The organism is Acinetobacter sp. CIP 51.11 (genome assembly GCF_000369665.1).
In the GTDB taxonomy this organism is placed as follows: Bacteria; Pseudomonadota; Gammaproteobacteria; order Pseudomonadales; family Moraxellaceae; genus Acinetobacter; species Acinetobacter lwoffii_S.
In genome coordinates this window covers 1,326,217-1,349,553 of record NZ_KB850129.1, presented here as the reverse complement: position 1 = coordinate 1,349,553, position 23,337 = coordinate 1,326,217, and the positions used below count along the sequence as shown (strand labels likewise).

Here is a 23,337-nt window from a genome sequence, read left to right as displayed (position 1 = left end):
TTAAATTGCGCTAAATTGAATTTAAAGGGTTTTAAATGCCAAAGTATAAATATGGATCAAATAGATAAACGCATTTTGCATGAGCTGCAAATGAATGAAAAACTGCAAAATAATGAACTGGCTCAATTAATTGGCTTGTCGCCATCACCCTGTTTAAGACGGGTGAAACAGCTGGAAGATGATGGTGTGATTGAGCAATATGTCGCGCTGCTGAATCCGCAAAAGGTCAATTTGGCGATGAGTGTGTTTGCACGTGTCTGGCTCAAGTCTCAAGAGGCTACCGTGGTCGATCAATTTGTCGAAGCGATCAAGGAAATGCCAGAGGTGGTCGAGTGCCAGTTAATGGCGGGCGATTGTGATTTCTTTCTAAGAATTGTAGTGGCTGATCTGGATGCTTATCGTAAATTTCAGATTCACCATTTAACCCAAATTCCCTGCATTCAAAGTGTAAAAACTGAAATTCCATTGCAAACGGTCAAAAGTACCACTGCATTGCCTTTGGTTTAATGCCTGATTTTTTCATGCTATTTGTTTTGAATGTGCATTAAAACGCTGATAGTTGACACAATTGTTGTTGATTTCATCAGGTAGCGAAAATTATAAAATTTGCGATGCACAGCCAAAACTATCGTGCTAGACTAGGAGAAATCGGGTGTGCTCCCGATTTTTTTATGCGGATTCGTTCCGCGCTGACAAGAATTTAGGTTTACAACATGCCCATTTCAGAGACATGGTTATTACCTGATGGTGTAGCTGATGTATTACCAGAACAAGCGCAAGTTATTGAAAGTCTGCGCCGTAAATCACTGGATTTCCTTGCATCTCGAGGTTATCAGCTGGTGTACACGCCATTCATTGAATACATCGAATCTCTATCTTCTCTCTCAGAATCGAATCAAGATTTAGACTTAGCCACTTTTAAAGTGATTGATCAGCTTTCTGGTCGTTTGCTTGGTGTGCGTGCCGATATGACACCACAAGTGGCTCGTATTGATGCGCATGTACATCCAGTGGAAGGTGTGGCACGTTACTGCTATGCAGGAACCGTTCTGCATACCAAGCCTCGCGGTTTTAATACCTCGCGCGCGCCACTACAGTTAGGTGCGGAGCTATTTGGTTCAGACAGCATCGATGCCGATGTAGAAATGGTCGACTTGATGATCAGTCTGATTCAGGAAACAGGTCTGGCAGATGGTATTCATCTGGACTTAGGTCATGTGGGTTTATTCCGCAGTCTGGTGGCTCAAGCCGGCTTAAACAAAGTCGCTGAACAGCAATTATCTGATTTATACCAGCGTAAGGCTTTGCCAGAATTAGAAGAATTCACGGCAGACCTGAAATTTGGTCAGGATTTCTATGCCCTTGGACGCTATGCCAGCGACCTGGATGCATTACAAGCGCATTTAAGTGCTGAAGTGTTGGCAAATCCAGCATTTACGCAGGCTTTTAATGTCTTGCAAACCACCAAAGACGAAGTTCAAACCCGTTGGCCAAACTTGAGTATTGGTATTGATGTGGTTGAATTACGTTCATACCATTATCATACTGGCTTGATGTATGCAGTCTATGCACCGAACCGTGCAGCTGCACTGGCACAAGGTGGCCGTTATGATGGCATTGGTGAACATTTTGGCCGTGCGCGTCCGGCAACCGGTTTCTCTTGTGACTTATATGCTTTAAGCGTAGGCCAGTTTGATGCGGTACAGGTCGTGGTTGCACCTAAAGGCACTGATGCAGAACTTCTGAATGCAATTCAGAATATTCGTGCACAAGGCTTAAGTGTAATTCAGTTACTGGGTAATGATGATTTAAACTCGATTCCATATGCGACGCACCAGCTGGTGAATGCGAATGGTGAGTGGATAGTCAAAACGATTTAACTGCTTGGCTCAGTGTTCATGTCGCTGAGCGGGGCTTTCAACTTTAACAGCATGATGTAATGAGGCTATTATGGGCAAGAATGTTGTGGTACTTGGTACCCAATGGGGCGACGAAGGTAAAGGTAAAATCGTCGACCTGCTCACAGATCAAGCGGCAGCGGTAGTTCGTTATCAAGGCGGACATAACGCAGGTCACACTCTTGTGGTTGGTGGTAAGAAAACTGTCTTACACCTCATTCCATCAGGTATTTTACGTGAAAACGTATTGTGCTTAATTGGTAACGGTGTTGTTCTTTCTCCTGAAGCGCTCATCAAAGAGATGGACATTCTTGAAAAAGAAGGCGTTCCTGTTAAAGAACGTTTACGCATTTCTCCAAACTGTCCATTGATCCTTCCGAACCACATCGCACTTGATCAGGCGCGTGAGAAAAAACGTGGTAATGCGAAGATTGGTACGACAGGTCGTGGTATCGGTCCTGCATACGAAGACAAAGTAGCGCGTCGCGCAGTACGTGTTGCTGACCTGGTGCGTGGTGGTGAACATCTGACTGCTCAGTTAACTGAACTTCTGGACTACCATAACTTCCAGCTGACTGAATACTACGGTGTTGAAGCGGTTAAACTGGAAGACGTGCTGGCACTTTGCGACGAATGGCGTAAGGTTGTTGCGCCACTGGTTGTGGATGTGACCACGGAATTGCATAACTACCGTAAAAACGGTGACAATATCATGTTCGAAGGCGCGCAAGGTTCACTTCTTGACGTTGACCACGGTACATATCCGTATGTAACGTCTTCGAATACAACTGCTGGTGGCGTAAGCTCTGGTTCAGGTCTGGGTCCTTTGCATCTTGACTATGTACTGGGTATTACCAAAGCGTATACAACGCGTGTAGGTGCAGGTCCATTCCCAACTGAGTTGGTGTATGACGCTGCAAATGACACGGGTGATGCGATTGGTAAACACCTCGGTACGATTGGTAATGAATTTGGTGCCTCTACTGGCCGTCAACGTCGTTGTGGCTGGTTCGATGCTGAAATCCTACGCCGTTCAGTTGACGTAAACTCACTTTCTGGTATTTGCCTGACTAAACTTGACGTTCTTGACGGTTTAGAAGAAGTGAAAATCTGTGTGGGTTATGAAGCTGCAGATTCTGGTTGTGTCGGTTCTTCTGATGCGCTTGCATTCGAAACTTTAAAACCGATTTACGAAACTATGCCAGGCTGGTCTGAGTCAACTTTCGGTGCGAAATCACTGGATCAATTGCCAGAAGCTGCATTGAACTATGTAAAACGTCTTGAGCAATTGATTGAATGTCCAATCGACATCATTTCAACAGGTCCAGACCGTGAAGAAACGATTGTTCTTCGCCACCCGTTTGATGCTTAATCTTCATTTGATTAAAGCTTGAATGATAAAAACCCATTTCCGGATGGGTTTTTTTATATCCTGAATTTATGCAGCTATTTCAAGACTAAAGTTGCATCGGTAATGTAGCGTGATGTGCTTTAACATAGCGGTATATAAAGAAAGAAAAATGAGCTGCAGGATGCAAAAAAATATATCGGCGACCATGTTTTATTCATTGTTATTCGCGATGGGCGGGGCGCCAACAATTGCCATGATGATTATTCGTGCGCAAACCCAAAATCCCGAAGTGATTTATGCAGCGCTAGTTGGTCTGAGTGTCATTATTGCCTGTGTATTAGTGCCTATTATTTTATTGCAAAATGCTTTTTTATATTTCAAACGTAAAGACGAAATGCTTGAACAGAAAATCAAACCACTGAGTCAGGTTTACTTGGGCCTCAATATTATTTGTCTGATTTATTGGTTGGCGATACAGTATTTGGCTTAAAAATTACATAATTTATAAGAAGATGAATGAATTAAGCGTTTAGCTGCTGCGTGCTTTCACTTATAATTTTTACAATGTAAATTGCCCTTGAGCCAAGGCGGAGTAAATTATAATGAAGAATAAACTTTTATTGAGTATGGCGGCTGCTACAGTCGTCACATTATCAGGTTGTACCACCATTGCCGATATGGCAGGGGCAGATACTGCGACCTTAAATGCATCTGCGAGCCAAAGCTATAATGCCATGGTCAATGATGCGCGCAATAAAGGCCAACTGGATACCAGTTCAGCCACCTATAAACGGATTAATAATGTATTTAACCGTTTGAAGCCAGTTGCTAACCAGATGAATCAAACCGGTACAGCATTCCAGTGGCAATTGGCTGTGCTCAAATCTGATCAGGTCAACGCCTTTGTTGCACCAGGTGGTAAGGTTGTATTCTATACCGGTATCGTGAATAAACTGAATCTGACCGATGCTGAAATTGCAGCGATTATGGGTCATGAAATGGTGCATGCCTTAGAAGAGCATTCTAAGCAGAAAATCGGTGCTCAAGCCCTGACTGATCTGGCCTTGGGTATTGGCTTAAATGCAGCAGGTGTAGGTCAAGGTGGCGCTGCAGCAGCACAATTGGGTAGTCAGATCGGGATTGGCTTGCCATACTCGCGTAATCTGGAAAGTCGTGCTGACCAAGGCGGTTTAATGCTGATGGCACGCGCAGGTTATAACCCGAATGCAGCCATTACCTTGTGGGAAAAAATGAACAAACTCGGTGGCAGCAGTGGTGCAACCTTCCTGTCTACGCATCCATCGAATAGTCAGCGTATTGGGCAAATGCGTCAACAATTGCCAGCAGCGATGCAGATTTATAACCAAAAAAAATAATCCACTGATCATCCTGTAAAAGGAGATCTTGATCGGATTGGAAAGGCAGGGCAATGGCTCTGCTTTTTTTATAGCTAATTGGATGGTTAATATTCTGCGGGCTATTTTCAGGCAATAAAAAAGGCAAAGTCTGACTTTGCCTTTTTTCACTCAAGATCAGAAGATCTTAGTGCTGGTGACCGCCTACACCGTGTACGTGGCCGTGATCTAATTCTTCTTGAGAAGCTTCACGAACAGATACGATTTCAACTTCGAAAGTCAGGTCTTGACCAGCAAGTGGGAAGTTAGCATCAACAACAACATTGTCGCCTTCAACTGCTTTAACAGTTACGATTTGCACGCCGTCATCAGTTTGAGCTTGGAACTGCATACCTGCCTGAATGTTGTCTACGCCTTGGAACATTTGCGCAGGAACTTCTTGAACTAGGTCAGGGTTGTATTCGCCATAACCTTCAGCAGCAGGAACGTTTACAGTGAATTTTTCACCTACAGTTTTGCCTTCTAACGCATTTTCTAAACCTGGGATGATGTTACCTGCACCGTGCAAATAGGCAAGTGGTTCACCTTGAGATTGGTCGAGAGTTTCACCCTCTGCGTTAGTCAATGTGTAGTGGAAAGAAACCACGAGGTTATTTGCAATAGCAGTCATGTTAATTGATCCATTCAATTTTTTAAGGGTACATCATAAAGTGAAATTGCATTTTTGTAGACTAAAATTAGCAAAAAAATGCAATTTGACAATTTTGTTGACGATTTTTTCATTGATTGGGCCAAATTCTGGAATTTCAATGCAATTTCAGCTTTGGAGAAATTTTTCGTGTAACAAAATCTTTTGCAGTGAGAATGCCAGCATGCGCATAACCATGAATGGTCGCCTGATGAATTCGATATAAAGAAACATACATCGATTTGGCAACAAAGCCTTGCACATTGACCTGACCGAGTAATTCACCGACAGCTTTATTCTGGCTTAAGGAAATCAGTGAGCCTTTGTCGGAAAATTTAAACATCGGTAAATAGTTTTCCTCATTGATCCGTGCTTTTAAGGCATTGGCCAGGAAATTGGCCTGTTGGCTAGCCACTTGTGCGCGTGGACCCAAGACCGGTTCATCTGCAGCAGGCTGGCAGTGAGCACAATCACCAAAAGCAAAAATGTCTGGATCAGATTTGGTTTGCAGGGTGGAGAAGACTTTCAAGCGGTGAATATTGTCCTTTTCCATATCTTGCAGTTGTGCCAAGACTTCAGGTGCTTTGATACCTGCGGCCCAGACTTTAATCTCGGCATCCAGACTTGAGCCATCTGCAAAATAAATTTTGTCTTCATCTACCTTGGCCACACGATGACTGGTAAGGACTTCAATACCGAATTTTTCTAGCTGTTGCATGGTATGTTCAGCAACTTTCGGCGAGAGCGCAGTCAAAATACGATCCGCCGCTTCAATTAAGGTAATTTTGACTTTATTTGGATCGACCTTGTTTAAGCCATATTTAAAGAAATTGTGTTTGGCCTCCACCAACTCGGCAGCCAATTCTACTCCAGTCGCACCGGCGCCAATAATCGCGATATTCAGTTCACGGCTCGAAGCTTCATGTTGAGCATTCAAGTAGAGATGCAACAGATCCTGCTGAAAGATATCAGCTTGTGGACGGCTGTCGAGAAAATGACAGAACTGTTTGACGCCTTCGGTATTAAAGTCATTCGAGGTAGAACCCAAGGCCAGTACCAGGGTGTCATAGTCGATGCGCTGGTTCTTCTTGGCTTGGGCTTTTTTGGAGAAATATTCTGTTTCTACCACAATCTGTTTCGCTTCACGATCCAGACCGGTAAATGTCCCCAAGACAAATTCATAATGATGTGCGGCTGAATGGGCAAAATAATTGGTTTCTTCTTCATGTGGATTTAAGGTGCCTGCGGCCACTTCATGCAGCAGCGGTTTCCAGATGTGCGTCAGTTTTTGATCGACCAGAACAATCTGCGCTTTACCGCTTTTACCCAAGCTCTCACCCAGCTGAGTCGCCAGTTCCAGACCACCGGCACCACCACCCACAATCACGATTTTATGTGCTGTCATATATGATTAACCTGTTTATTTTTTTAATAAAAATAAGAGAAATAGAGAGAAAATATACTATGGCATGCGCTAAAACGCGTCTTGATTAAAATTGTTATACAAATTACAAAACGTAGCAATTCTGTGAGAGCAGGTAAGTATCGCTGCTTTGAGGAAGCAAGGGGAGAGCGAGATTGATAAAGGGAATCTGCTAGAAGATCAGAGAGGAGATCTTCTAGCTTAAAGAAAAGTGACTTGAGATGTAGCGCTATTATCTATCTAAAGGATAAAGCTTTACGCTTGGTGTATTGTCTGAAAATAAACCGAATAAGCCTTGTAGCCAGCTAAAGAATTTCTGAAACAGATTGGCTTCTTCAATTTCGACATGATCTTCAATTTGAATGGTGCGAATCAACTGATTATTCTGATAAACCTGAATGGTCGCCAAAGGCATCATGGTCGCCAAAGGTGCAATGAGTTCAGATGCTTTCACTTCAACATTGATATGAGTCTGAGTTTCCTGTAATGGCTCGATACTTTTTAAAACGCCATCACCAGTATTCAGCATGACACGCTGATTTGCCTGGTCAAACTGATTCAGGTCAATACTGTAGCCCTGATCATATAAAGAAGTGGTAATAATCTGCGGTTGCTTGGTTTGCACCTTAAACATTTTTAAGGTGGATTTAATTACAGGCAACTCAGCCAGTAGCTGTTGATCTTTGATCGCTACTTCATTGCGAGTATAGGTATAAGCCAGATTCATCAGCTTATGTGATACTTCAGCGCGTTTTGCTGCACTTTTAGTACCCAACACCACCACAATCAGACGGCGATTTGGCATTTCAAAATCTGCGGTGACGCGATTGGCGGTTAGTGCCAGATTATAGCCCGCTGCACGGGTAAAACCGGTTTTTAAACCATCTACTGTAGGATCGACCTGAAGCACACGGTTGGTCGCACGATGAAAATGCTGGTTATAAGTAAAGCTTGGCTGCTTTGAATAAGACAGATAATCCGGAGTTTCATTCACCACCGCCATAGACAGTCTGGCTAAATCGGCGGCAGTCGAATAATGCTCAGGCATGGTAATACCGGCCGGATTCTGGAAATTGGTATGTTGCATGCCCAGTGCTTTGGCTTCCTGATTCATACGTTCAACAAACTGCGGAATACCACCCGAAATTTTCTCAGCCAGCGTCACCGCGGCATCATTGGCAGACATGATAATTAAGCCCGCTAGAAGCTGATCGACTGAAATTAGATCACCTTCTTTCAGGTACATCTGTGACTCATCCCACATCACGGTTTTAACCACAGAGGTCGCGGTTAACACTTCATTTTTATTTAATTTTCCGGCTTCAATTTCCTTTAAGGCAATATAAGCTACCATCATTTTGGTCAGCGAAGCCGGAGCACGCTGAACGTCGGCATTGTGCTCTGCAATGACTTGACCAGACTGTGAATCCAGAATGGTCCAGGCTTCAGCTTCAACGCTTTCAGGCACAATATTGAGTAGGGCAGCATGTGAAAATGCAGAAATAAATAAACTGAAAACCGCAATCAGTGAGATGATGTATTTCAATGGTGTTCCTTGATAACCCGGCGGGTGTTGAACGATTTAATTTTCACGCATGCTATGCCTTTTTTATACAGATAGCTAGTCGTAAATGTAGACAAATAAGACAGCTAAACCATACTGGCTTAAAAAATGCTAAGCTAAGCTATATCTCATTTATTTTAATTTTATATCGTTCATTATGTTGCATTATCAAATTGAATTTGACGATTATCGTCAGCATCTTATTCACGTGACTGTTCGTTTTCTTGCGGACCCGACTCAAGTCCTGTCATTACCGACCTGGATTCCGGGAAGCTATCTGATTCGAGAGTTTTCCAAGCACATTGAAGCGGTCAAAGCCTATGATGAAGATGGGCGCCAGTTACAGATCCAGAAATTTGAAAAGAACAAATGGCGTTTATTCAATACCGATCATGAGCTGATTACGGTGGAATATGATGTGTATGCCTATGATCTGTCCGTTCGTGGTGCATATGTGGATCAAAATCGTCTCTATGTGAATCCCGCTTGTGCATGTTTAGGGCTAGAAGGTCAGGAAAATAAAGAAATTGAACTGGAAATCTTCCTGCCAGATGAATTAAAGCATTTTCAGCTGGCAACCGGCCTGCAAGCCAAAAGTCTGGTCAAAGGCCGTTTCACCCTGAAAGCCAAAAACTATGCCGAATTGATTGATGCGCCATTTGAGCTAGCAGAACAAACCCGTTTCAGTTTTGAAGCAAATGGCATTCCGCATGAATTTGTGGTGTCCGGTAAACATGCCATGAATGCCGCGCGTATGCAGCAAGATATTGAAAAAATCTGTGCTACAGAAATTTCCATGTTTGGTTCAGCGCCGTTTACAGACTATACCTTTATGACCATGGCAACCGGCAATAGCTATGGCGGTCTGGAGCATCCAAATTCTACCAGCCTGATTTCACCGCGTGATGACTTGCCGAAAGCCAATGAGCCAGAAGAGCCATCTAAAGATTATCAGCGTTTCTTGGGCTTATGTAGCCATGAATATTTCCATTCATGGCTGGTGAAGTTTATTCGTCCTGAAAACTTCGTTAACTATGATTTAAACAGAGAGGGCTATACCTCTCTGTTATGGATCTTTGAAGGTTTCACTTCCTATTACGATGATTTGATTTTGCTGCGCAGTGGCGTGATTAATCAGGAATCGTATATTGCTTTGTTAAAAGCACAGATTGACCGTTACTTGCAAAATCCGGGTCGTGCGATTCAGTCAGTCTCTGAATCTAGTTTTGATGCCTGGGTGAAATTCTATCGTCAGGATGAGAACTCGAATAATGCTGGTACCAGCTATTACAACAAAGGTTGTCTAGTTGCATTGTGCCTGGATTTAGGTCTGCGTTTACGTGGTTCAAGTCTGGATGCTTTAATGCGCCGTTTGTATGAAAATGCCCAGAAGGGTGTTCAGGTGCATGAACGGACAATCTTTGAATTGTGTAAAGAGCTGACAGGAGATGATTGGTCAGAACAGATTAATCACTTGATCAATACCACAGATGAATTGCCGCTCGATCAGTTATTCCCTGAGTTTGGTGTGGCTTATGGTCTGAAAAATGATAAGTCTTTGCCATTCGGTTTAAAATTGGCAGATAAGCCGGAAGGTGTTCTGGTTCAATCTGCGCGTCGTGATGGTGCCGCTGTGCTCGCTGGTCTTTCTGCCAATGATGTCATCATTGCAATTGATGGCTTAAAAGCAACGACCAAACTTGTTGAAAGCTATGCAAAACAGCAAGGTACTTTTACAGTGTATGCATTCCGTCGTGATGAGCTAATGACGTTTGAAGTTCAAGCCGCGGGTTCTGAGCTGACCGAAGTTGAACTGAAAGTGGAAGACCAGGCTAAAGCTGAGAAATGGCTTAAAGCTTAAATCCATAATTATTCTTAATTTAAAAAACCGGTGCATCGTCACCGGTTTTTTATTGCATTAAATTTTGAGAAAAAATTATTTAATGATCAGTCGTGATGTGCCACGGAATTCCGCCAAAATTTGATTATGTTGATTCATCACCTGAATATCATAAATGCCACTACGGCCACTGCTGGCCTTATGTTCTGCTACAGCAGTCAGTGTGTCACCAAGCAAGCCCGGTTTTAAATAATGAATACCACAATGTTGACCAACCGCCGGATGTTCACCGGTATTGCAGGCAATTGCAAAAGCTGCATCTGCCAGTGCGAAAATCACGGCACCGTTACAGGTCTGATGACCCTGTAAATGCTGTTCAGTTACCTTTAATTCGATCTTTGCATAATTGTGGTTATAAGAAACCAGATGAGCACCAAGATGCTGAATTAACCGGTCCTGATTAAACATCTGGCTGACTTGCTGATCCATTGCAAAACCCCCTTTTTAAGATACGTTTTATTTTAAAATATAAATTATATGAATCATAAATAGCATTCCAGCAGGAGAATAACAAGGAAAAACTAAAAAAGTAGCTAAAAGCTTAATTTGCATACATAAGACAAGTCATGTAAAAAGTGCTTAGATATCAGTATTTATTAGAAGAACATGAATCAGAAAAGTTTAAATTGTGGCATTGGAATTACAGTAATTTGGCTTGCTGTAATCACTTCTTTTTGGATGTTTGGTGGATTGAGTTCGCCTACTTCATTAAATGAACTTGGAGATTTTCTAGCGGGAATATTTGCGCCAATTGCTTTTCTCTGGCTGATTTTAGGTTATGTTCAGCAAGGTAAACAGTTAGAGCAAAATACAAAAGCATTAGAGCAACAGGAAAAAGCATTACAACTTCAGATTGATGAGATGCGGGAAAGTGTTAAACAACAGACGAATTTAGTTTCTTTACAAGAACAACAGCTAAAATCAGCAAGAAAAGCAGTGCGACCTCAGTTAAATTTAAGTAGAACTACTTTTTTTGAACACGAAGATAGGTACGAAGATTGTGATAATGATGGAAATATTATTGATGTTTTTGATATTTATATTGTTTGTATTTATTTAAATTTAAAAAATTATGGTGAAGAAGCTAAAAATATATATTTTTTTGATGAGGATTTTAAAAGATATGAATCACTTTTAATAAGTCTTAGTAAAAATGAAGAACAGAGAGTTCAAATTAATTTGCTCAAAGAACAATATACAAAGTTATTTGCAGAAAAGGTATTAATGATAAAGGGTAAAATAGGCTACGAAGATAAATATGGGAATTTATATGATTTTAAAGTCAAATTCACCATCACTACACCTAGAAAAAATCCTCGTGTAGGATTTCAAATATCTCAAGAGTCGATAAAAGTTTAATTCCCCCGATACGTCGAATACCCATAAGAACTTAACAGTAGTGGAATATGGTAGTGCTCTAAAGCACCATCAATCACAAAAACCACCGGTACTTCAGGGAAGAACATCCGTTGATTATTGGTCTTAAACCAATCACTCCTTTTAAACGTTACTTTATAAACGCCTTTTTGTAACGCGGTGTCTTTAGGATAAAATTCTTTAATACGACCATTACTGTCTGTCTTGGTTTCATTGAGCTTGACCCATTTCTCACCTTGTTGAGCTTCTAGGGTGACCGTGACATTAGCAGAGGGTAGGCCAGTTTCTTGATTAAGTACATGCACACTCAGCGGATTGGCAAAGCCAAAAGTTGAAAGGGACGTCGCAGCTAAAGCGAAAATTATTTTTTTCATGAGACTCACATTAAAATGAATACTTTAATTAATTCTAATAGATTGAAAAATAAAAAATATTTAAGTTGTGTAATAAAAAAAGCCCACCGAAGTGAGCTTGATTGAATCTATTCAAACTTAGCCACGACCGCGGCCGCGACCACGTGGTGCTTTGGTATTTGGACGAGTTGTGCCATTGGTCTTACGACGCGGCTTTTCACTTTCATCCATTTGCCAGATACGTTTGGTGCCAGACTTTTTCACAGAACCATCTTTATTTTTACGAACCATTGGCTTACCACCCGTACCACCCGGCTTTTTAACATAAGAGCGTGAACGGTATGGTTCTTCCGCAGGAACATTCTGAAAGTCTGGATAAAGTAAGGGTTCAATTTCTCTGGTTTCGCCCGGTTGCAATCCCATACGAACCAAATCAATCTCACCAATTTTGGTACGGATCAAACGCAGTGTAGGGAAGCCGACAGCAGATGTCATACGACGAACTTGACGGTTACGACCTTCACAGATCGAAATCTCAACCCAAGACGTCGGAACAGAGGCACGGAAACGTACAGGAGGATTACGCTCCCATAACCATTCCGGTTCAGATACTTTTTCAGCACGTGCAGGAAGCGTTATGCCATCTTTCAGTTCAACGCCTTTACGAAGCTGCTCAAGAGCTTCTTCAGTGACATCACCTTCCACTTGCACCATATAAGTTTTAAACTTTTTATTGGCAGGATTGGTGATATATTGGTTGAGACCACCGTGATCGGTGAGGAAAACCAGACCTTCTGAGTCCATGTCCAAACGGCCAGCAAGACGTAAATCTTTGTCGTTGACAAAATCAGCCATGGTTGGGTGCTTTTCATCCGCACGGAATTGGGAGAGGACGTCATAAGGTTTGTTTAGAATGACGATTTTCATAGGAAATAACTTCTATAATTACATTAATTTAAAAAATGTAGAGGTTTATTTAAAAGGGAAACTTAGTTATTTCCCGTATAAATCTCAAAAACAACAAATCTGGATTAGAATATTATGCGTTAAGAACAGTTGAAAGTATTGCCTAATTGGCAATTATTTTAGATTTGTCAGCGGCATCCGGGAGAATACTAATAATGGGATATCAAAAAATCGTAGTACCTGTGGATGGTACCAAAATTACCGTTAATGCAGACCTGTCACTCAACGTACCAAATAATCCAATTATCCCATTTATCGAAGGGGATGGAATTGGTGCAGATATTACACCAACAATGCGAACTGTGGTAGATGCTGCTGTGCAAAAAGCATACGCCGGGAAGCGTTCCATCGAATGGATGGAAGTCTACTGTGGTGAAAAAGCTGACAAAATTTACGGCACCTATATGCCTGAAGAAACTCTCGAAGCGCTGCGCGATTATGTGATATCGATCAAAGGTCCACTGGCCACGCCAGTTGGTGGCGGTATTCGCTCTCTGAATGTGGCTTTACGCCAGGAACTGGATTTATATGTCTGTGTACGTCCGGTACGCTGGTTCGAGGGCGTGCCTTCGCCAGTACATAATCCGGAACTGACCGACATGGTGATTTTCCGTGAAAATTCAGAAGATATTTATGCCGGTATTGAATGGAAGGCAGACTCTCCCGAAGCGAAAAAAGTTATCAAGTTCCTGAAAGAAGAAATGGGCGTAACCAAAATCCGTTTTGAAGACAATTGTGGAATCGGGATCAAGCCTGTCTCTAAAGAAGGTACCCAGCGTCTGGTACGTAAAGCCATCCAGTTCGCCATTGAAAATGACAAGCCTAGTGTGACGCTAGTGCACAAAGGCAATATCATGAAATACACCGAAGGGGCGTTTAAAGAGTGGGGCTATGAAGTCGCGCTGGAACGTTTCGGCGGTGAGCTTTTAGATGGTGGTCCGTGGGTTAAAATCAAAAATCCAAGAACAGGCAAAGACATTATTATTAAAGATGTCATTGCCGATGCCTTCTTGCAGCAAATTTTGATGCGCCCGGCGGATTATTCTGTGATTGCGACACTTAACTTAAATGGTGACTATATTTCTGATGCGCTGGCTGCGGAAGTTGGGGGGATCGGGATTGCACCGGGTGCCAATATTGGCGGTTCGATTGCAGTCTATGAAGCAACCCACGGTACAGCACCTAAATATGCTGGACAAGATAAAGTAAATCCGGGTTCGATTATTTTGTCTGCGGAAATGATGTTGCGTGATATGGGCTGGACAGAAGCTGCCGACCTGATCATCAAGGGGATTTCGGGTGCGATTGCGGCAAAAACTGTGACTTATGATTTCGAGCGCTTAATGCCAGGGGCGACCTTGCTGCGTTGCTCTGAGTTTGGCGAAGCGATCATTGCTAATATGGAAGCCTAAAATTGCGATGCAATTTATGAGTTAAAGCCCGCAGTAATTGCGGGCTTTTTTATAGTTTTATTTTCAGGCAAAGTCTGAACAGATAAGAGCTAAACGTTAAAATAAGTATCAGGCTGCAAGATCATGTAAGAAGTGTAATGAGCCTAGAAATGATTCGTTCTAAGCTGAATAACTTAGTAAACACTGTATTACATTGACGTATTTGGATACAGCTCAGCGATTGGCTTATTTTGTATAAACGTTACAGTGATGAATGGAACTTCCAGTGATATAGAGATGTTTCTCCAAAGGAGTAAATCATGGCTAAAGCTAAAGCGAGACATAAGCAGGTCCAACAAAAAGACAAGCAGGACAATGCTCAGAATGAAGAGCAGCAACAGCAACAACAGCAACAACCATCGAAACCATCTCGTGCTAAAAAACGTAGATAATCTCCTATCCACCTAAAATAACAAAACCCTCATTTGAGGGTTTTGTTATTTGAACGCTTGTATAAAATCATCACTAAAAATAACAGGATTGTGACTTTAAATTAGGCGGTTGTGATTAAGATAAAAGTCATCTATTTAATTTAATGCGAATATTGGTGAAATTTCTCCGGATTATAAGCTTACTGTTATCTATAGGTTTTCTACTGACTGCCTGTCAACCACCGCCTTCAGGGGAGGCAGCAGGTTGGAAAAGCCCTTATCTGTATTGGCAATTACAGAGAGCCCAGTTGGAAGCTCCGCTACAGATTCCGGTTGAAGGCGTCAGAGTTGGTCAAATTAATGATACCTGGGGAGCAGCCCGTAGTGCCGGTCGTAAACATGAAGGGACGGATATTTTTGCCAAACGCGGTACGCCAGTATTCAGCGCGACCCAAGGGATTGTGCGTAGGATTGGTACCAACAATCTGGGTGGAAAAATTATCTGGGTGACTGGCCCCAATATGAGTCAGCATTATTATGCACATCTGGATGATTATGCAGCGGATATTCAGGAAGGCGACTGGGTCGAAGCAGGTGAAGTCATCGCTTATGTGGGTAATACGGGCAATGCTAAAAATACCCCACCGCATTTACATTATGGGATTTATCTGGGTGGGCAAGGAGCAACCAATCCTTATCCTTATTTAGTTCCTTCTCCATGAGCAGACACTGGCTGAGTTTGTTGTTCAGGCTTGAGTCTGGCAGGACGTGTACACCAGAACAATTGCAATGTTCCTAATAAAAGAACCAATGTGGCCAGTATGAACTGTTGATGATAGCTCAATCCAAAATATTGCAGCGCACTAAAGCTGAGTCCACCGATCAGCTGAACCGAGGCAAAACACAAGGTGGCAATACTCCAGAGTTTTTTATAAGCCAGTCCATATAGTTGTAAAATGGTATAGGAGGTCAGGAAGACCACAGCCGGATTTAGCATCCCGGTAAAAAAGGAAGAGCTAAAAGTGAGTAAGGGATAGGCATCTAGAGTCGCGATAAAAATGGCCATAATATAAAGGCTATAAAGAATTTTCAGTGCAGCAAAATTACCCCATTTTCTGGCCAGTGCATAAGCACTCAAGGCACCCAAGGCACTGCCGAGTCCATACAGAATCCAGTTGAAATTAATCCAGAACAAGCTCAATCCTAACTGCTGACTTAAATAATCAATCCAGAAGAGTGAATGCGGTATATAGGCGAAAGCACTACAAGCATAAACTGTAAGTAAACTATAAAAGATGCTATTCAGAGATAGAGGAGAGGTAACAGCAGGGGCTTGTACGGACAAATACGGCTTAAATTTCTGAATCAGTAAACTTAAAACGATACAGATGAGCAGGGCAAAACCACATAAGATCAGCCAGGCAGTCTGGATGGAAATTTGATCCAGATAAGGCAGAAACAGGGTAGCAATTAAAACACCTAACCCAATCCCGCTAAAACCAATAAAGTTGATTTTAAGACGATCTTGGAGTTCACAACACTGTGCGACCACACTCGGCGATAAGATCATCATCAGTCCACCGCTGATCCCGGAAATGATTCGCCAAGCGATATACCATGCTTCAGAAAAACCAGAAAATGCACAGCACATCAGGCTGAACATGCCGGCAAAGGATGAAATTTGAATATAGGTACTCATGCTGCGGTCTTGAGGCAGGCGCATGGCCGTAAATGCACCGATTAAATAACCCAGCAAATTGGCACTGCCCAAAAGGCTGGCAAAATCTGTACTCCAGCCAAAGGCTTCGCGTGTGCCAGGTAACAGTGCGGTATAAGAAAAGCGAAGAATGCCAATGCCCAAGCACATACTAAGACAAAGAAACAGGCTGAGCTTGATTGTGTTTGAGGACATCCGTGTACTCATGGAATTTTATGTTTGGTCAAAAAATAACATGAATCTTCATAATAAAGGGAAAAATTGCCTGAAAAGAAACCATTGAGTGCAGAAATTTGCTCAAAGAAACCGGTAAGATTTTTAAGATTTTATCAGTCAAAAGCCTGAATTTTTTCATAGAAATAAAAAACCGCGTCTCAACGCGGTTTTTATATTGTCTATTTCAAGAATTAACGTATCTTGGCCAAGAAACGGCCAACACGGGTAATGGCTTCACGCAGTTCATTTTCAGCCGGCAGGAATACTACACGGAAATGATCCGGTGTTGGCCAGTTAAAGCCTGTACCTTGAACCAGAAGCACTTTCTCGGCACGTAACAAATCCAGCATTAGTTTTTCATCATCCTGGATTGGATACACATTCGGATCCAGTTTCGGGAAGCAGTACATCGCACCTTCAGGTTTGACACAAGACACACCTGGAATCTCGTTCAGCATTTCCCAGGCAATGTTGCGCTGTTCATATAAACGCCCACCTGGGCGAATTAGATCATTAATCGACTGATAACCGCCCAGTGCAGTCTGAATCGCATATTGAGCCTGATGGTTGGCACACAAACGCATCGATGCCAGCATATCCAAACCTTCGATATAGTCTGCGGCACGTGCTTTATCGCCGGTAATGGCCATCCAGCCGGAACGGAAACCAGCAATACGATAGGCTTTAGATAAACCGTTAAACGAAACACAGAGCTGATCGCCAGCCAGAGCTGCTACAGCAACATGCTCGATTCCATCGTAAATAATTTTGTCGTAGATTTCATCAGCAAATAAAATCAGGTCATATTTCTTGGCCAAGTCGACGATTTGTTGCAACACATGACGTGGGTAAACCGAACCGGTCGGGTTATTCGGGTTAATAATCACAATACCACGGGTATTTGGCGTGATTTTGCTTTCCATGTCAGTAATATCTGGATACCAGTGATTTTCTTCATCACATTTATAGTGAATCGCTGTACCGCCAGACAGATTCACTGCTGCCGTCCAGAGTGGATAATCCGGCATTGGAATCAGCATTTCATCGCCATCATCCAGCAGACCTTGCATGGCCATAACAATCAGTTCAGACACACCATTGCCGATATAGACGTCATTGACGTGCATATCCAGGATGCCTTTTTGCTGATAATACTGACAGATCGCCTTACGCGCCGGGAAAATCCCTTTGGAATCTGTATAACCAATCGCATTCGGCAGGTTTAAAGCCACATCGTTGATAATTTCTTGTGGTGCTTCAAAACCGAATGGGGCAGGGTTACCAATATTTAATTTGATAATTTTGTGACCGGCTTCTTCCATCTCGATGGCCGCTCGTAACACAGGTCCGCGAATGTCGTAGCATACATGCTCGAGCTTAGATGATTTCTTGATCTCGCGAGGGGTTTGGAAAGTGTTCGGCATTTTGATGTTCTCGGAAGGAGTGGAGGTCACTTTTGCATAACGATATAAATAACTTTTAAATGTCTCAGTTGTGACTAGATCGAGATCATGTTCATCTCGAAGTAGTGCAACAATTTTTTCATGCGTAAATCCAAGTTGCTGATATTGTTTGATCACAGGCAGCAGATTTTTAAAAATTACGCTCTTTTTTTGCGACATTTTTTAATCCTGAGCAAATTTAGAGCTAAGAATACCATTAAATTTGCTCACTAAAAAACATTTAATGTAAAAATTGCTTACTTTTATTTTTATATTTGCTTTCTTTTTGCTTTTTTGGGCATTATATGTCTTTTGTAAAATGTTGAATAAAGACTAGAATTTTTAAAATGAATCACGTAAATATAGGATTATCCTATTTTAAATAGCAAGATAAAAAGGTATGTGATCATGGGAAAACTCAATAAATCAGACCGGGAATGGCAAAGAGAGTTATCACCTGAGGAGTTTCGCATTACGCGCGAGAAGGGAACCGAGCCGGCATTTACTGGAAAATACTGGAATACCAAGCAAGATGGCACCTATGTATGCCGTTGCTGCGGCACGCCACTGTTCTCATCTGAAACCAAGTATGACAGCGGCTGTGGCTGGCCAAGTTTCTACCGTCCCGTCAGCAGTTCGGTGGTAGAAGAATTACCTGATACTTCACACGGAATGGTCAGAACTGAGATTGTTTGTCATCATTGTGACGCACACTTAGGGCATGTTTTCCCGGATGGCCCAGAACCGACCGGTTTGCGTTATTGTGTCAACTCGGCTTCTTTGGACTTAGAAACACAAGAAAAAAATGATGAGGAAACCTATCCATGACTAACATTTATCAGTTTGAAGCTGAATTGTTAGATGGCAAAAGCAAGCCACTTGCAGATTACGAAGGCAAGGTACTTTTGATCGTCAATACAGCGAGTAAGTGTGGTTTTACCCCACAATTTTCAGGATTAGAAAAACTTTACGAAAAATATAAAGATCAAGGTCTGGAAATTTTGGGATTTCCATGCAATCAGTTTGGTGGTCAAGATCCAGGTTCCAATGAACAGATTGGTGAATTTTGCCAGAAGAATTACGGGGTATCTTTCCCGATGTTTTCCAAGGTGGATGTCAAAGGCCCTGAAGCGCACGCCATTTTTCGATATTTGACTAACAATTCCAAAGGTATTTTAGGCAATGGAATTAAATGGAATTTTACCAAGTTCCTGATCGGGCGTGATGGCAAGGTATTGAACCGTTTTGCTCCGACCACCAAGCCTGAAGATCTTGAGGATGAAATTGCCAAAGTGTTGTAAGATTCAACGTTATTTTCTCAGTATGAAATAAAAATAGAGCTCATCTAATGTTAATTAAAAAACCCACTTATCTAAAGTGGGTTTTTTAGTGATGACTTAAACTTAGAGAATGGCTTTAAGGCGTTGAATGACTTCTTCACATTGCGCCAGATCGGCTACGAGTGCTAAACGCACATGATTTTCACCCGGATTACCTTGTTCCGTATCGCGGGATAAATAACGACCCGGAAGAACTTTAATATGTGCTTCTTCCATCAAACGTTTGGTAAAGGCTTCATCATTGTCGACTTTTAACCAGTAATAGAAACCTGCATCCGGTTTTTTGAGTGGCAGCAGATGACCGAGTTCTTTCTGGAATAAATCAAACTTGGCACGGTATTGCACCCGGTTTTCTTCCACATGTGCTTCATCATCCCAGGCAGCAATTGAAGCTAACTGGTGCTGAACCGGCATCGCTGCGCCGTGGTAAGTACGGTATTGCAAATAAGGTTTTAACAGGCTGGCATCACCGGCAACAAAACCTGAACGCATGCCCGGAAGGTTAGAGCGTTTAGACAGTGAATGGAACACCACACAGTTTTTATAGTCATCCCGGCCAATTTCAGCACAAACTTCCAGTAAACCTACGGGTGCTTGGTCAAACCACAGTTCCGAATAGCATTCGTCTGAAGCAATCACAAAGTTGTATTGATCCGACAGGGCAATCAGTTTTTTGAACTGTTCTTTGGATAGCACTGCACCTGTTGGATTGCCCGGGGTGCAGACAAATAGCAATGCCGTTTTTTCCCAGACTTCCGCCGGAACCGCATCAAAATCACCAAGGTAGTTATTTTCCTCAGTACAGTTGATGAAATAAGGTTTGGCGCCTGCGAGCAGTGTTGCACCTTCATAAATCTGATAAAACGGATTCGGCATCACCACATAAGGTGCCTCTTCACGATTTACCAAAGCCTGTACAAACGAGAAAATCGCTTCACGCGTACCAGAAACAGGCAGGATATTGCTGTCTGCACTGATGCTATTTAGCTTAAAACGGCGCGTCAGCCATTGAGCAATACTTTCGCGTAGCTCAGGCAAGCCTTTACTGTTTGGATAGGTCGATAAATGTTTAAAGTTATCGATAATCGCTTGTTTCACAAACTCCGGTGCAGGATGCTTCGGTTCACCAATCGACAGGGGAATTAAAGGCATATTTGCAGGCTGGATATCCGCAAAAAGCTGATTTAACTTTTCAAACGGATAAGGATGCAGTAGAGACAAGCTAGAGTTCATGAATAAGTAACCGCGTTTTAATGTGAGTGTTGACTACAAACCTGATGAGAAGCTTCATCCAGCGCAGTTTTAAGTGCAGCTGCAAATTCGGCAGATTCTCCAGGTGTCATAGGGTTGCCATCTTTTTTGGTGACAAAGAATATATCTTCGGCACGTTCGCCAAGTGTGGCGATTTTAGCAGAGTGGATATCCAGGCCTTGCATCATAAATAAACCGCCAATTTTGGCAAGTAAGCCGGGATGATCGAGAGTGGCAATTTCGACCATATTCTGATTCAAGGCAGGATTAATACTGATATCGACTGTATTTTCAATATCGAAATGACGTAATTGACGCGGAATCCGGCGTTGCATCAAGCCTGGATATTCATCAGAATGACTCAAGGCATCTTTCAGAGCTTCAATGACTGTGGCTTCGCGTTCCGGATCGGTCAATAAGGTACCAAAACGGTCGAGTACGACATAGGTGTCCAGACTGAAGGCTTTAGTCGCTGTAATAATCCGTGCGTCTTGTACATCCAGATTCATACGATCCAGAATAGCTACCGTGGTAGCAAACAGGTTGGGTTGATCCTGCGTATAAATAAAGATCTGTACCGCATCCTGCGCATATTTACGGTGCGCCCGCATCAGCACCAGTGGGGCAGGATTATCGCCGTGTTGTAAAATGGCACGGGTATGCCAGGCAATTTCATCTGCTGTTTCTTTGAGGAAATAGTCATCACCAAGTTCCTGCCAGACTTTTTCTACCTCATCCAGTGAGAAGTCCTGAACCAGAAGTTCACTGGCTGCAAATTTAGTATCTTCAATCAGCATTTGATAATCAACCGGACGGCCCAGACCAGAACGGATTACGTCACGTGCCTGAGTATATAGTTGACGCATCAGCGAAGCGCGCCAGGTATTCCACAGCTTCGGATTGGTGGCGTTAATATCGGCGACTGTCAGGGTGTACAGATAGTCCAGATGTTCCATGTCACCCATTTTTTCGGCGAATTCTTTGACCACATCCGGATCGGAAATATCTTTTTTCTGGGCAGTCACCGACATCATCAGATGATTTTGGATCAGCCAGGCCACCAGATTACTTTCGCGTTCAGTAAAGCCATGGCTACGGCAGAATTTAATCGCGTCGCTGGCACCGAGTTCACTGTGGTCACCGCCACGACCTTTAGCAATATCATGGAAAATTGCTGCCAGATAGACGATGTCACGACGGGTCAGGCGCTGAAACACTGAACTGACCACCGGAAATTCCTTGGCAAATTCAGGTTCTTTAAAGCGGTTTAAATTACGCAGCAGCAATAAGGTATGTGCATCGACCGTATAGATATGGAACAGGTCATATTGCATCAGTCCCAGAATCTGTCCAAAGGCCGGGATGTAATTTCCAAGCACACCATAACGCTTCATCGCGACCATAGTATCGTAGAGTCGATGCGGTGAACGGATAATCGCCATAAATAGCGCCTGATGCACCGGATTATCACGAAAATCCTGATCAATGCGTTTTCCAGCCAGGGTCAGCAGGCGTAAAGTACGCGCACGAATACCTTCGATCTCAGGACGATTGGCTAGTAAATAGAAAATTTCCAGAATTGCGCTGGGGTTTTCCGAGAAAATCTTGTGATGCTGGACAGCCAGTTTGCCATCGACCAGTTTGAAATTTTCATTAATTTCTTCAATCTGGCGTTCATATTGCGGCAAACGCGGGGTAATCACCGATTCGTTGAAATAAGCCAGCAACATTTCGTTCAGCGTCGATACCTGCTGTGCAGTGCGATAATAACGCTTCATGAACTGTTCGATAGGATAATTTGGGTGGTGGCCTTCTTCACGCACATAGCCGAACTTGGCTGCAATATCACGCTGATAATCAAATAATAAACGGTTTTCATCGCGCTTGGTCAAGCGGTGCAGATGATGGCGGATTTCCCAGAGGAAACTCTCGGCTTCCTCAAGTACACCGAGTTCAAATTCTGAAATAAAACCGAGATGTACCAGATCATAAATCCGGTTGACGCGAAAATGCCGTTTGGCAATCCAGCCAATCTGGTTAATGTCACGGATACCACCTGGCGCATTTTTAATATCCGGTTCCAGATTGCTTTCAGTATTGTTGTGCTGAGCATAGCGTTTATGCTGCTCATCCATCTTGGCATCAAAAAAAGTTTTGTCAGTCCAGGTACGTGATACGATACGACGTGGCCATTTGCACAGGTTTTCATTGCCAATAATCAGGCGGGCTTCGATCAGGGTGGTGGCGACGGTCAGATCACTGCTGGCCTGATTGACACATTCATTGATGGTGCGGACACTGATACCGGGTTTGAAATTCCCCACGTCCCAAAGCGATGAAATGAATGTAGAAATCAGTTGTTCCTGTTCCGGGTTAATCTCGTCTTCTGACAAGATCATGATGTCGACATCAGAATAAGGCAGCATTTCACGACGGCCATAGCCTCCGACTGCAAACAGGGCCAAATCAGTTTGATCCAGTTCGGCATGCTGCCAGAGAAACTGCAATGCTTCATCAATCAGGTTGGAACGCGCCAGAATAATATCCCGAATCGACTGGCCATTTTCAAAACTTTCCTGAAGCTGATTTTCGACATCACTGCGCCATTGATTGATGGCTTTAATGTCATGGTTGCTTTTAGCGTAATTCAGCAGTGGATGGGTGTTGATCATGT

Annotated in this window: 22 protein-coding genes; 12 read left to right on the top strand and 10 right to left on the bottom strand. The window is 42.8% G+C overall.

All coding sequences use genetic code 11. The features are described from left to right. Positions 1–51: 51 nt before the first annotated feature. The 5 genes from F894_RS10140 to F894_RS10120 all read left to right on the top strand — a co-directional run bounded on the left by F894_RS10140 (position 52) and on the right by F894_RS10120 (position 4,625). On the top strand, positions 52–507 hold the full coding sequence (locus F894_RS10140; RefSeq protein WP_005247405.1) for an Lrp/AsnC family transcriptional regulator: 456 nt from the start codon (positions 52–54) through the stop codon (positions 505–507). 206 nt (positions 508–713) lie between these two features. Continuing rightward, positions 714–1,880 carry an ATP phosphoribosyltransferase regulatory subunit gene (locus tag F894_RS10135; protein ID WP_005247402.1) on the top strand — a complete coding sequence of 389 codons (1,167 nt, stop codon included), beginning with the start codon at positions 714–716 and terminating at the stop codon, positions 1,878–1,880. A gap of 70 nt (positions 1,881–1,950) precedes the next feature. Continuing rightward, the gene (locus tag F894_RS10130) at positions 1,951–3,270 is read left to right on the top strand and encodes an adenylosuccinate synthase (protein ID WP_004278963.1); all 1,320 of its coding nucleotides are present in this window, start codon (positions 1,951–1,953) and stop codon (positions 3,268–3,270) included. A 160-nt stretch (positions 3,271–3,430) separates the two neighbouring features. Further along, positions 3,431–3,739 (top strand): hypothetical protein, encoded by a 309-nt coding sequence (locus F894_RS10125; protein ID WP_005247400.1) that lies wholly within the window; start codon positions 3,431–3,433, stop codon positions 3,737–3,739. A 112-nt stretch (positions 3,740–3,851) separates the two neighbouring features. Beyond that, entirely contained in the window at positions 3,852–4,625 is a 774-nt protein-coding gene (locus tag F894_RS10120; protein WP_005247399.1) for a M48 family metallopeptidase, read from the top strand. 166 nt (positions 4,626–4,791) lie between these two features. Here F894_RS10120 and slyD read toward each other — a convergent pair whose 3' ends face one another. The 3 genes from slyD to F894_RS10105 form a co-directional block, all read right to left on the bottom strand. Then, positions 4,792–5,274: a peptidylprolyl isomerase gene (gene slyD, locus F894_RS10115; protein WP_004278960.1), complete on the bottom strand. Its 483-nt coding sequence runs from the start codon at positions 5,272–5,274 to the stop codon at positions 4,792–4,794. Between the two features lie 136 nt (positions 5,275–5,410). Next, positions 5,411–6,697 (bottom strand): NAD(P)/FAD-dependent oxidoreductase, encoded by a 1,287-nt coding sequence (locus tag F894_RS10110; protein ID WP_005247395.1) that lies wholly within the window; start codon positions 6,695–6,697, stop codon positions 5,411–5,413. 250 nt (positions 6,698–6,947) lie between these two features. Further along, entirely contained in the window at positions 6,948–8,261 is a 1,314-nt protein-coding gene (locus F894_RS10105; protein WP_005247393.1) for a D-alanyl-D-alanine carboxypeptidase PBP6B, read from the bottom strand. A gap of 175 nt (positions 8,262–8,436) precedes the next feature. Here F894_RS10105 and F894_RS10100 point away from each other — a divergent pair, with 175 nt between their 5' ends. Next, positions 8,437–10,140: a M61 family metallopeptidase gene (locus F894_RS10100; RefSeq protein ID WP_005247391.1), complete on the top strand. Its 1,704-nt coding sequence runs from the start codon at positions 8,437–8,439 to the stop codon at positions 10,138–10,140. Positions 10,141–10,215: 75 nt separating this feature from the next. Here the strand turns inward: F894_RS10100 and paaI are convergent, their stop codons facing one another. Continuing rightward, positions 10,216–10,608: a hydroxyphenylacetyl-CoA thioesterase PaaI gene (paaI, locus tag F894_RS10095; RefSeq protein WP_005247389.1), complete on the bottom strand. Its 393-nt coding sequence runs from the start codon at positions 10,606–10,608 to the stop codon at positions 10,216–10,218. Positions 10,609–10,785: 177 nt separating this feature from the next. Here paaI and F894_RS10090 point away from each other — a divergent pair, with 177 nt between their 5' ends. Next, positions 10,786–11,538 (top strand): hypothetical protein, encoded by a 753-nt coding sequence (locus F894_RS10090; protein WP_005247388.1) that lies wholly within the window; start codon positions 10,786–10,788, stop codon positions 11,536–11,538. Here F894_RS10090 and uraH read toward each other — a convergent pair. Together uraH and F894_RS10080 are read right to left on the bottom strand one after the other, a co-directional pair. Further along, positions 11,535–11,930 (bottom strand): hydroxyisourate hydrolase, encoded by a 396-nt coding sequence (uraH, locus tag F894_RS10085; protein WP_005247387.1) that lies wholly within the window; start codon positions 11,928–11,930, stop codon positions 11,535–11,537. The genes F894_RS10090 and uraH overlap by 4 nt on opposite strands. 117 nt (positions 11,931–12,047) lie before the next feature. Further along, positions 12,048–12,836, bottom strand: a complete 789-nt coding sequence (locus tag F894_RS10080; RefSeq protein WP_004278952.1) for an rRNA large subunit pseudouridine synthase E — start codon at positions 12,834–12,836, stop codon at positions 12,048–12,050. 194 nt (positions 12,837–13,030) lie between these two features. Between F894_RS10080 and icd the strand changes: the two genes are divergently transcribed. The 3 genes from icd (at position 13,031) to F894_RS10070 (ending at position 15,419) form a co-directional block, all read left to right on the top strand. Beyond that, on the top strand, positions 13,031–14,287 hold the full coding sequence (icd, locus tag F894_RS10075; protein WP_005247386.1) for an NADP-dependent isocitrate dehydrogenase: 1,257 nt from the start codon (positions 13,031–13,033) through the stop codon (positions 14,285–14,287). A 299-nt stretch (positions 14,288–14,586) separates the two neighbouring features. Further along, positions 14,587–14,718: a hypothetical protein gene (locus tag F894_RS15365; RefSeq protein WP_004645538.1), complete on the top strand. Its 132-nt coding sequence runs from the start codon at positions 14,587–14,589 to the stop codon at positions 14,716–14,718. 143 nt (positions 14,719–14,861) lie between these two features. Continuing rightward, positions 14,862–15,419 (top strand): M23 family metallopeptidase, encoded by a 558-nt coding sequence (locus tag F894_RS10070; protein ID WP_005247384.1) that lies wholly within the window; start codon positions 14,862–14,864, stop codon positions 15,417–15,419. On the opposite strand, the gene F894_RS10065 is transcribed toward F894_RS10070, so the two are convergent. Continuing rightward, positions 15,398–16,609, bottom strand: a complete 1,212-nt coding sequence (locus F894_RS10065) for a YbfB/YjiJ family MFS transporter (protein WP_005247383.1) — start codon at positions 16,607–16,609, stop codon at positions 15,398–15,400. The two genes, F894_RS10070 and F894_RS10065, sit on opposite strands and share 22 nt — an antisense overlap. Positions 16,610–16,821: 212 nt before the next feature. Then, on the bottom strand, positions 16,822–18,252 hold the full coding sequence (locus F894_RS10060) for a pyridoxal phosphate-dependent aminotransferase (RefSeq protein WP_005247381.1): 1,431 nt from the start codon (positions 18,250–18,252) through the stop codon (positions 16,822–16,824). Between the two features lie 228 nt (positions 18,253–18,480). Between F894_RS10060 and msrB the strand changes: the two genes are divergently transcribed. Further along, complete coding sequence (gene msrB, locus F894_RS10055) at positions 18,481–18,900, top strand: peptide-methionine (R)-S-oxide reductase MsrB (protein ID WP_004645533.1); 420 nt, start codon at positions 18,481–18,483, stop codon at positions 18,898–18,900. Beyond that, entirely contained in the window at positions 18,897–19,373 is a 477-nt protein-coding gene (locus F894_RS10050; RefSeq protein WP_004278946.1) for a glutathione peroxidase, read from the top strand. Before msrB ends, F894_RS10050 begins: the two co-directional genes overlap by 4 nt. A gap of 102 nt (positions 19,374–19,475) precedes the next feature. On the opposite strand, the gene dapC is transcribed toward F894_RS10050, so the two are convergent. Both dapC and glnD read right to left on the bottom strand, forming a co-directional pair. Further along, positions 19,476–20,645 carry a succinyldiaminopimelate transaminase gene (gene dapC, locus F894_RS10045; RefSeq protein ID WP_005247380.1) on the bottom strand — a complete coding sequence of 390 codons (1,170 nt, stop codon included), beginning with the start codon at positions 20,643–20,645 and terminating at the stop codon, positions 19,476–19,478. 17 nt (positions 20,646–20,662) lie between these two features. Beyond that, positions 20,663–23,335 carry a [protein-PII] uridylyltransferase gene (glnD, locus tag F894_RS10040; RefSeq protein ID WP_005247379.1) on the bottom strand — a complete coding sequence of 891 codons (2,673 nt, stop codon included), beginning with the start codon at positions 23,333–23,335 and terminating at the stop codon, positions 20,663–20,665. Between the last annotated feature and the right edge of the window lie 2 nt (positions 23,336–23,337).